Annotated in this window: 11 protein-coding genes; 7 read left to right on the plus strand and 4 right to left on the minus strand. The window is 61.3% G+C overall.

Features of this window, described 5'->3' with window-relative positions:
- The 4 genes from D6877_RS23230 to D6877_RS23245 form a co-directional block, all read left to right on the plus strand.
- Positions 1–620, plus strand: a 620-nt coding sequence (locus tag D6877_RS23230) for a sulfate ABC transporter substrate-binding protein (RefSeq protein ID WP_130912250.1), incomplete at its 5' end; no start/stop codon positions are given.
- Positions 621–746: 126 nt separating this feature from the next.
- Positions 747–1,565, plus strand: a complete 819-nt coding sequence (gene cysT / locus D6877_RS23235; protein WP_016772245.1) for a sulfate ABC transporter permease subunit CysT — start codon at positions 747–749, stop codon at positions 1,563–1,565.
- 12 nt (positions 1,566–1,577) lie between these two features.
- Positions 1,578–2,450, plus strand: a complete 873-nt coding sequence (gene cysW, locus D6877_RS23240; RefSeq protein ID WP_130912251.1) for a sulfate ABC transporter permease subunit CysW — start codon at positions 1,578–1,580, stop codon at positions 2,448–2,450.
- A 3-nt stretch (positions 2,451–2,453) separates the two neighbouring features.
- Entirely contained in the window at positions 2,454–3,443 is a 990-nt protein-coding gene (locus D6877_RS23245) for a sulfate ABC transporter ATP-binding protein (RefSeq protein ID WP_122747893.1), read from the plus strand.
- A gap of 81 nt (positions 3,444–3,524) precedes the next feature.
- Here D6877_RS23245 and D6877_RS23250 read toward each other — a convergent pair whose 3' ends face one another.
- Positions 3,525–4,049 carry an Mpo1-like protein gene (locus tag D6877_RS23250; protein WP_130912252.1) on the minus strand — a complete coding sequence of 175 codons (525 nt, stop codon included), beginning with the start codon at positions 4,047–4,049 and terminating at the stop codon, positions 3,525–3,527.
- A gap of 84 nt (positions 4,050–4,133) precedes the next feature.
- Between D6877_RS23250 and D6877_RS23255 the strand changes: the two genes are divergently transcribed.
- Positions 4,134–4,811 carry a Crp/Fnr family transcriptional regulator gene (locus D6877_RS23255; RefSeq protein WP_130912253.1) on the plus strand — a complete coding sequence of 226 codons (678 nt, stop codon included), beginning with the start codon at positions 4,134–4,136 and terminating at the stop codon, positions 4,809–4,811.
- A 159-nt stretch (positions 4,812–4,970) separates the two neighbouring features.
- On the opposite strand, the gene uraH is transcribed toward D6877_RS23255, so the two are convergent.
- Entirely contained in the window at positions 4,971–5,381 is a 411-nt protein-coding gene (uraH, locus tag D6877_RS23260) for a hydroxyisourate hydrolase (protein ID WP_039756340.1), read from the minus strand.
- Positions 5,382–5,392: 11 nt separating this feature from the next.
- Positions 5,393–5,878: a heme-binding protein gene (locus D6877_RS23265; protein WP_130912254.1), complete on the minus strand. Its 486-nt coding sequence runs from the start codon at positions 5,876–5,878 to the stop codon at positions 5,393–5,395.
- A 136-nt stretch (positions 5,879–6,014) separates the two neighbouring features.
- Here D6877_RS23265 and D6877_RS23270 point away from each other — a divergent pair, with 136 nt between their 5' ends.
- On the plus strand, positions 6,015–6,695 hold the full coding sequence (locus tag D6877_RS23270; RefSeq protein ID WP_041477440.1) for a heavy metal response regulator transcription factor: 681 nt from the start codon (positions 6,015–6,017) through the stop codon (positions 6,693–6,695).
- Complete coding sequence (locus D6877_RS23275) at positions 6,685–8,070, plus strand: heavy metal sensor histidine kinase (protein WP_130912255.1); 1,386 nt, start codon at positions 6,685–6,687, stop codon at positions 8,068–8,070. Before D6877_RS23270 ends, D6877_RS23275 begins: the two co-directional genes overlap by 11 nt.
- A 103-nt stretch (positions 8,071–8,173) precedes the next feature.
- Here D6877_RS23275 and D6877_RS23280 read toward each other — a convergent pair.
- Positions 8,174–8,307 (minus strand): helix-turn-helix domain-containing protein (locus D6877_RS23280; protein WP_130912256.1); only part of this gene is annotated, 134 nt, incomplete at its 5' end.

Consider the following 8,307-nt stretch of genomic DNA (forward strand, 5'->3'; position numbering starts at 1 on the left):
AAGGCATCAAGGACTGGGGCGATCTGGTCAAGAACGATGTCTCGGTGATCACGCCGAACCCGAAAACCTCGGGTGGCGCGCGCTGGAACTTCCTCGCCGCGTGGGCCTATGGCCTGAAAGCCAACGGCGGTGATGAGGCCAAGGCCAAGGAATATGTACAAACCCTGTTCAAGCATGTGCCGATCCTTGACACCGGCGCCCGTGGTTCGACCATCACCTTCGTCAACAACGGTCAGGGTGACGTATTGCTAGCCTGGGAAAACGAAGCGTTTCTGGCGCTGAAAGAAGACGGCGGCGCAGACAAGTTCGACATCGTCGTGCCGTCGCTGTCGATCCTCGCCGAACCACCCGTGGCGGTGGTCGACAAGAATGCCGAGAAGAAGGGCAACGCGCAGATCGCCGAAGCCTACCTCAAGCATCTGTACAGCCCGGCCGGCCAGGAAATCGCCGCGAAAAACTTCTATCGTCCACGTGACAAGGACGTAGCGGCCAAGTACGCACAGCAGTTCCCGAAACTGGAACTGGTGACCATCGACAAGGACTTCGGCGGCTGGAAATCCGCGCAGCCGAAATTCTTCAACGACGGCGGCGTGTTCGACCAGATTTATCAGGCGCAGTAATCTCGCCTTCAACCGGCCTGATGTCTGGGCACATGACATGTGGGACTGAGCTTTTGTGGTGAGGGGATAAATCCCCTCACCACAGGGCTCACTCCCACATTGATGCGTTTTCAACCAGGGACTTTTATGTCGCGTCGTATCTCCCCCGTCATACCCGGCTTCGGGCTGACGCTGGGTTACACCTTGGTGTACCTCAGCCTGATTGTGCTTATCCCGCTGGCGGCGATGTTCGTCCACGCCGCCCAGCTGACCTGGGATCAGTTCTGGACGATCATTTCCGCGCCGCGGGTGCTGGCGGCATTGAAGCTGAGCTTCGGCACCGCACTGTGTGCGGCGATCATCAACGGCATCATCGGTACATTGCTGGCCTGGGTGCTGGTGCGCTACACCTTCCCCGGGCGCAAGGTGATCGACGCGATGATCGATCTGCCGTTCGCCCTGCCGACAGCTGTGGCCGGTATCGCGCTGACCGCGCTGTACGCACCGGCCGGACTGGTCGGGCAATTTGCCGCTGACCTCGGTTTCAAGATCGCCTACACCCCGCTGGGCATCACCCTCGCACTGACCTTCGTCACGCTGCCGTTCGTGGTGCGCACGGTGCAACCGGTGCTGGCCGATATTCCCCGTGAGGTCGAAGAAGCAGCCGCGTGCCTAGGTGCCAAGCCATGGCAGGTATTTCGCCACATTCTGGTTCCGGCCTTGCTGCCCGCCTGGCTGACCGGTTTTGCGCTGGCGTTCGCGCGTGGCGTCGGTGAGTACGGTTCGGTGATTTTCATTGCCGGCAACATGCCGATGAAAACCGAGATCCTGCCGCTGCTGATCATGGTCAAACTCGACCAGTACGATTACACCGGCGCTACCGCCATCGGCGTACTGATGCTGGTGGTTTCCTTCATCCTGTTGCTGCTGATCAACTTGCTGCAGCGGCGCATCGAAACCCCATAAGGAGGCGCGAACATGTCCCAATCGTCTATTGCGGCCGCCTCTTCGGCCAACGCTGCACGCCGCGGCAGTACCACTTCGCGCAGAATCCTGATCGGCCTTGGCTGGCTGATCTTTTTCCTGTTTCTGCTGCTGCCGTTGTTCATCGTCGTATCGCAAGGTCTGAAAAACGGCCTCGGCGCGTTCTTCACCGCGATCTTTGAACCGGACGCGCTTTCGGCATTGAAACTCACCGTGTTCGCGGTGCTGATCTCGGTGCCGCTGAACCTGGTGTTCGGTGTCAGTGCGGCGTGGTGCGTGAGCAAATACTCGTTCCGTGGCAAGAGCATGCTGGTCACGCTGATCGACCTGCCGTTCTCGGTATCACCGGTGATCGCCGGTCTGGTCTACGTATTGATGTTCGGCGCTCAGGGCCTGTTCGGACCATGGCTGCAGGATCACGACATCCAGATCGTTTTCGCCCTGCCGGGTATTGTGCTGGCGACGATTTTTGTCACCGTGCCGTTCGTGGCCCGTGAACTGATTCCGCTGATGCAGGAACAAGGCACCCAGGAGGAAGAAGCCGCGCGCCTGCTCGGTGCCAACGGCTGGCAGATGTTCTGGCACGTCACCGTGCCGAACATCAAGTGGGGCCTGATTTATGGCGTGGTGCTGTGTACCGCGCGGGCCATGGGCGAGTTCGGTGCGGTGTCGGTGGTTTCCGGGCACATTCGCGGGGTGACCAACACCTTGCCGCTGCACGTCGAGATCCTCTACAACGAATACAACCACGTGGCCGCGTTTGCCGTGGCGAGCCTGTTGCTGATCCTGGCGCTCTTCATCCTGCTGCTCAAGCAGTGGAGCGAAAACCGTATCAACCGCCTGCGCGCCAGCGCCGCGGAGGAATAATTCATGTCGATCGAAGTGCGTAACGTCAGCAAGAATTTCAACGCGTTCAAGGCGCTGGACAACATCAGCCTGGATATCCACAGCGGTGAGCTGGTCGCGCTGCTTGGTCCGTCGGGCTGCGGCAAAACCACCTTGCTGCGCATTATTGCCGGTCTGGAAACCCCGGATCAGGGCAACATCGTTTTTCACGGCGAGGACGTTTCCGGCCACGATGTGCGTGATCGCAACGTCGGTTTCGTGTTCCAGCATTACGCCTTGTTCCGCCACATGACGGTGTTTGACAACGTCGCGTTCGGCCTGCGCATGAAACCGAAAAACCAGCGCCCGAGCGAAAGCCAGATCGCCACCAAGGTTCACGAACTGCTGAACATGGTGCAACTGGACTGGCTGTCGGATCGCTACCCGGAGCAGTTGTCCGGTGGCCAGCGTCAGCGTATCGCCTTGGCCCGTGCCTTGGCGGTGGAGCCGAAAGTGCTGCTGCTCGACGAGCCTTTCGGCGCGCTCGACGCCAAGGTGCGCAAGGAACTGCGGCGCTGGCTGGCGCGGCTGCACGAAGACATCAACCTGACTTCAGTGTTTGTGACCCACGACCAGGAAGAAGCGATGGAAGTCGCCGACCGCATCGTGGTGATGAACAAGGGTGTGATCGAGCAGATCGGCTCACCGGGCGACGTCTACGAAAACCCGGCCAGCGACTTCGTTTATCACTTTCTCGGCGACTCGAACCGCTTGCTGCTGAGCGACGACAATCACGTGCTGTTCCGCCCGCACGAAGTGTCATTATCCAGGCATGAGCTGGAAGATCACCATGCCGCTGAAGTGCGCGATATCCGCCCGCTGGGCGCGACTACGCGGGTGACCTTGAAAGTGGAAGGGCAGACGGATCTGATCGAAGCGGAAGTAGTCAAGGATCACGACAGCCTGATCGGTCTGGCCAAGGGTGAGACCTTGTTCTTCAAGCCGAAGGTCTGGCAGAAAGTCGCTAACCTCTAAAAGCAAAAGCTTCGCGAGCAGGCTCGCTCCCACATTTGGAATGCGTTTTTCTGTGGGAGCGAGCCTGCTCGCGAAAGCGGTCTAAACAGCCGCACGCTTCGGATTGACCCGCACCACCCCCGCCCGCAACTCGATCTCTTGTTTCAATTCCTGCCGCAGCCCGAGCAAAAACGCCAGCTCGGCCACGACAAACAACGGCCCGACAATCAGCCCGCTGATGTCATCGACAAACGCCGGTTTGCGCCCTTCATAGTGATGCCCGACAAACTGGATCACCCAACCCACCACAAACATCGCCAGGCCGCTGCTCAGCCAGACCACGGTGCTCTGCTGCGCCAGTGCATGCCCGGCCCAGACTGACAGGCCCATCAGTACGGTCATCAATACGCCGAGCTTCAATTCCAGGCGCAGGTAAAACCACGCCGAGGCCAGCGCTAAAAAAACCGCCGGAGATATCCACAGCCCGCCCAGCTCCCACTGCGGCCGAGACAGCAGGACAGCCACCGCCACCACGATCAGCGGAATGCCGATAAAGTGGCTGGCGATGTTGCGCGGGTCGCGGTGGTAGGCGGCGTATTGACTGAGGTGGTCGACGAGGCTTTTCATTGTTGTTCCTCCAGTGGGGTTGAATGCATCATCCCTCGGGATCCGCGTTCGCTCTGTCGGGCAGGCGACACTCCAGGAGTGGTTATGCAAATTCGTGCACGGTTGCTCAGTGGCCAGTGGTTCAGTCATTTGCCTGCATCTTTTCAGGATAGCCTGCTGGCGCTGGCCCGGGAGCGGCGGCTGACGGCGGGGCAACGGCTGTTCCAGCGTGGCGATGCGCCGTGCGGTCTGTACGCGGTGCTCGATGGCGCCGTGCGCATTGGCGCGGTCAGCGAGCAGGGCAAGGAGGCTTTGCTGAGTTTGGTGGAGGCGCCGCACTGGTTCGGCGAAATCTGCCTGTTCGACGGTCAGCCACGCACCCATGATGCCTATGCAGTCGGGGCATGCACCTTGCTGAATATCCCTCAGGCGGCGCTGCTCAAACTGCTCGACGAACAGCCGCAGTACTGGCGGCATCTGGCGCTGCTGATGAGCCACAAGTTGCGCCTGGCGTTCATCAATCTCGAACAGCTGAGCCTGCTGCCAGCCCCGGCACGTCTGGCGCATCGCTTGCTGATGATCGCCGAAGGCTACGGCGAACTCGACGCACCGCGTCGGGTGCTGCAACTGCCGCAGGAGCAATTGGCCGCAATGCTGTCACTGTCGCGGCAGACCACCAATCAGATCCTCAAGGATCTGCAGGGGCAGGGGATTATCGGGTTGGCTTACGGCGAAATCGAAATCCTCGATGCCGCAAGACTGCGTGCCCTGGCCACGATCTAAAAACTCACGCCGATCCAATGTCGGAACTGGCACCTGTGGCGAGGGGATTTATCCCCGCTGGGGCGCGCAGCGGCCCTGAAAAAGGGACTGCTGCGCACTCCAGCGGGGATAAATCCCCTCACCACAAAGGCTCACTCCTACGAAGGATCTGCGTTTGGATTACGAGCCGCGATAGGTCGAGAAACCGTACGGGCTCAGCAGCAGCGGGATGTGGTAGTGCTGATCAGTCTGCTTGACCTGGAAGATCACCGGAATTTCCGGGAAGAACGTCTCGTGCTTGATCTTCTGGTAGTACTCGCCGGTCTTGAACACCACGCGGTATTCACCTGCTTCAAAAGGCTGTTTGGCCGGGAACAGTTCGGCAATCCGCCCTTGTTCGTTGGTGGTGCCTTGGGCCAGTGGCTGCCAGTTTTCGCCGACGTGTTTTTCCAGAGTGACGTTGATGCCCGGTGACGGTAGGCCGTTTTCCAGGTTGAGCACGTGCACGCTCAGCGGATTGCCGGCGGCCAGCGCCAGGCTGGAAACAGCGCTCAGGCCGAGCACGGCGAGGGTCATGCGCAGGGTGGTCATGGTGGATCTCCTTATTGGGAACGGGTGATGGTCAGGCCGGCTTTGTCGGCGGCGGCGCGGGCGCAGTTTTCGTCTTGTTCACCGCCGCCGGAACCGGCCACGCCCATCGCGCCGACCAGTTCGCTGCCGGCGAACAACGGAATGCCGCCGCCGAGCAATAGCAAATCATCGAGGGTGTTGAGGTTGGCGGTTTCCGGGTTGCTGCGGGCGCGCTCGGCGAACAGCCGCGTCGGCGTCTTGGTCGACAGCGCGGTGTAGGCCTTGCGCTGGCTGGCGGCGGTGTTGTGCGGGCCAACGCCGTCACCACGCAGAGTCACCAGCAGGTTGCCGCCACGGTCGAGCACCGACACCGTGCCGGGGCAACTGCTCATCGCCTTGTCCGCCAGCCAGCGTGCGGTTTTCAGGTCGAGATCGGCGTGGCGCGGCAGTTCTGGCGTGGCGCTCGCGGCGCCACTGAGGCCGAGGATCAGGCTGGCGACAACGTATTTGACGGTCATGTGCAGGCTCCGGTTGGGAAGGTCAGCACCTTAACCGGCGCACTTCGTCAGAACCCCGTCAGGCGGATTACAAGTTTGTAATGGGCAACGGCGCCGAACACGCCTAGCCTGTGTACCTGATCAATCGAGGTGTGCCATGCGTTTGCTGGTCGTAGAAGATGAAGCCAAAACCGCGAATTTCCTCGCCAAGGGCCTGGGCGAGTCGGGTTTCGCCGTGGATGTGGCGCTCAATGGCCTCGACGGCCGCTATTTTATCGAGCAGCAGGAATACGACCTGATCATCCTCGACGTGATGCTGCCCGGCCTCAACGGCTGGCAATTGCTGCAACTGATCCGCCAGCGCGGCGCCACACCGGTGCTGTTTCTCACCGCCAAGGACGCCATTGAAGACCGCGTCCGTGGTCTTGAGCTGGGCGCCGATGACTACCTGCTCAAACCCTTCGCCTTCGCCGAGTTGCTCGCGCGCGTACGCACGCTGCTGCGACGCGGGCCGATGCGCGAAGCCGAGTCGTACAGCATCGCCGACCTGGAAATCGACGTGCTGCGCCGCCGGGTCAGTCGCGGCGGCCAGCGCATTGCCCTGACCAACAAGGAATTCGCCTTGTTGCAACTGCTCGCCAGTCGCCAGGGCGAAGTGCTCTCGCGCACGCTGATCGCCTCGCAGGTGTGGAACCTGAATTTCGACAGCGACACCAACATGGTCGAAGTCGCTGTGCGGCGTCTGCGTGCCAAGGTCGATGACCCGTACATGCCGAAACTTATCCACACCGTGCGCGGCGTCGGTTATCAACTGGAAGCGCCGGACGATGTGGAGTAAGTCGATCGCCTGGCGATTGGCGCTGGCCTTCGCCATGGTCTGCGCGCTGGTGCTGAGCGCAATCGGCGTGTTTCTCTACCGCTCGCTGGCCTCGGAATTGGCCTTTCGTGACGACATGGCCCTGCTCGGTCGCCTCGAGCAAGTACGCGCCTTGCTCGCCGACAGCGACAGCCTCGACGCCTTGCAGGCACGGCCACGGCTGTATCAGAACATGCTCGGCAATCTCGACAGTCTGTTGCTGGTGCGCCGGGCCGACGGTTCCAGCGTGATCGCGATCAACCCGCGCCAACGTGAATTGCCGGCGCTCAATGCATTACCGCGAGAACAAATTCCGCAGCGCCGTGACGTGCTCACCTGGCAGGCCAGTGACGGCGCCGAGCTGGCCTTGCTGTCCGGCCTGGCCCAAGGCCCCAATGGTGAAACCCTGACGGTGATCGCCGGCAAAGTGCTCAGCGAGCGCGAGCAGATGCTCGGCAGTTATCGCCTGCGTCTGTATCTGTCCGTCGGCCTCGGCGCGGTGCTCGCGTTTGCTCTGGGCCTGTTATTGCTGCGGCGTGGCTTGCGGCCTTTGCATCAGTTGAGCGAAGCGGTGCGCAGCATCGATCTGCGCAGCCTCGATCGACGCCTGCCCACCGAGGGCACACCGACCGAACTGCGCGAGCCGGTGCACGCGCTCAACACCATGCTGGCGCGGCTGGACGACAGCGTGCAGCGCCTGTCGCAATTCTCCGCCGACCTCGCCCACGAAATCCGCACGCCGCTGCACACCTTGCTCGCCAGCAACGGCCAGGCGCTGAACCATCCGCGCAGCACGGCCGAATATCAGGAAGTGCTGGCCTCGAACATGGAAGAGTTCGAACGGCTCAAGCGCATGGCCGAGAACCTGATGTTCCTCGCCCGCGCCGAACAGGCCGAACGTGCGCTCAATCTGCACACGCTGGACTTGCGCAACGTCGGCGACGAACTCTGCGATTACTTCGAAGCGCTGGCCGATGACCGCGACCTTAAACTGCAAAACCGCATGCACGGCGAATTGCTCGCCGACCAGCAACTGCTGCAACGCGCCCTCGGCAATCTGCTGGCCAATGCCGTACGCCACGCCGACCCCGGCACCCTGATCAGCCTGCAACGGTTCGATGAACCGGGTATGTGCTGGCTGCAAGTGCACAACCACGGCCCGGTCATCGCGCCTGAGCATCTGGGCAAACTGTTCGACCGTTTCTACCGCGTCGATCCTTCACGTGCGGAACCGGGAGATTCGGGTGGCCTGGGTTTGGCGATCGTGCAGTCGATCATGCAATTGCATGGCGGGCGGGTGCGGGTGAGTAGTGATGTGTCGGGAATGGTGTTTGAGTTGGGGTTTGTGGTGAATTGACAGGCCTCTTCGCGAGCAGGCTCGCTCCCACAAGGAAACGCATTCCAACTGTGGGAGCGAGCCTGCTCGCGAAGGCGCTGGATCACACAGTGATGATTTCGGATCAGCGCAACTGATCCCGAAACTGCCCCGGCGTCATCCCGGTCCAGCGCTTGAAGGCGCGGCTGAAGCTGCTGGTGTCAGCGAATCCCAGCAGATAGCTGACTTCACTCAACGAGCACTGCGGGTCACGCAGGT

Source organism: Pseudomonas sp. Sample_9 (assembly GCF_004307535.1).
GTDB lineage: Bacteria > Pseudomonadota > Gammaproteobacteria > Pseudomonadales > Pseudomonadaceae > Aquipseudomonas > Aquipseudomonas mercuritolerans.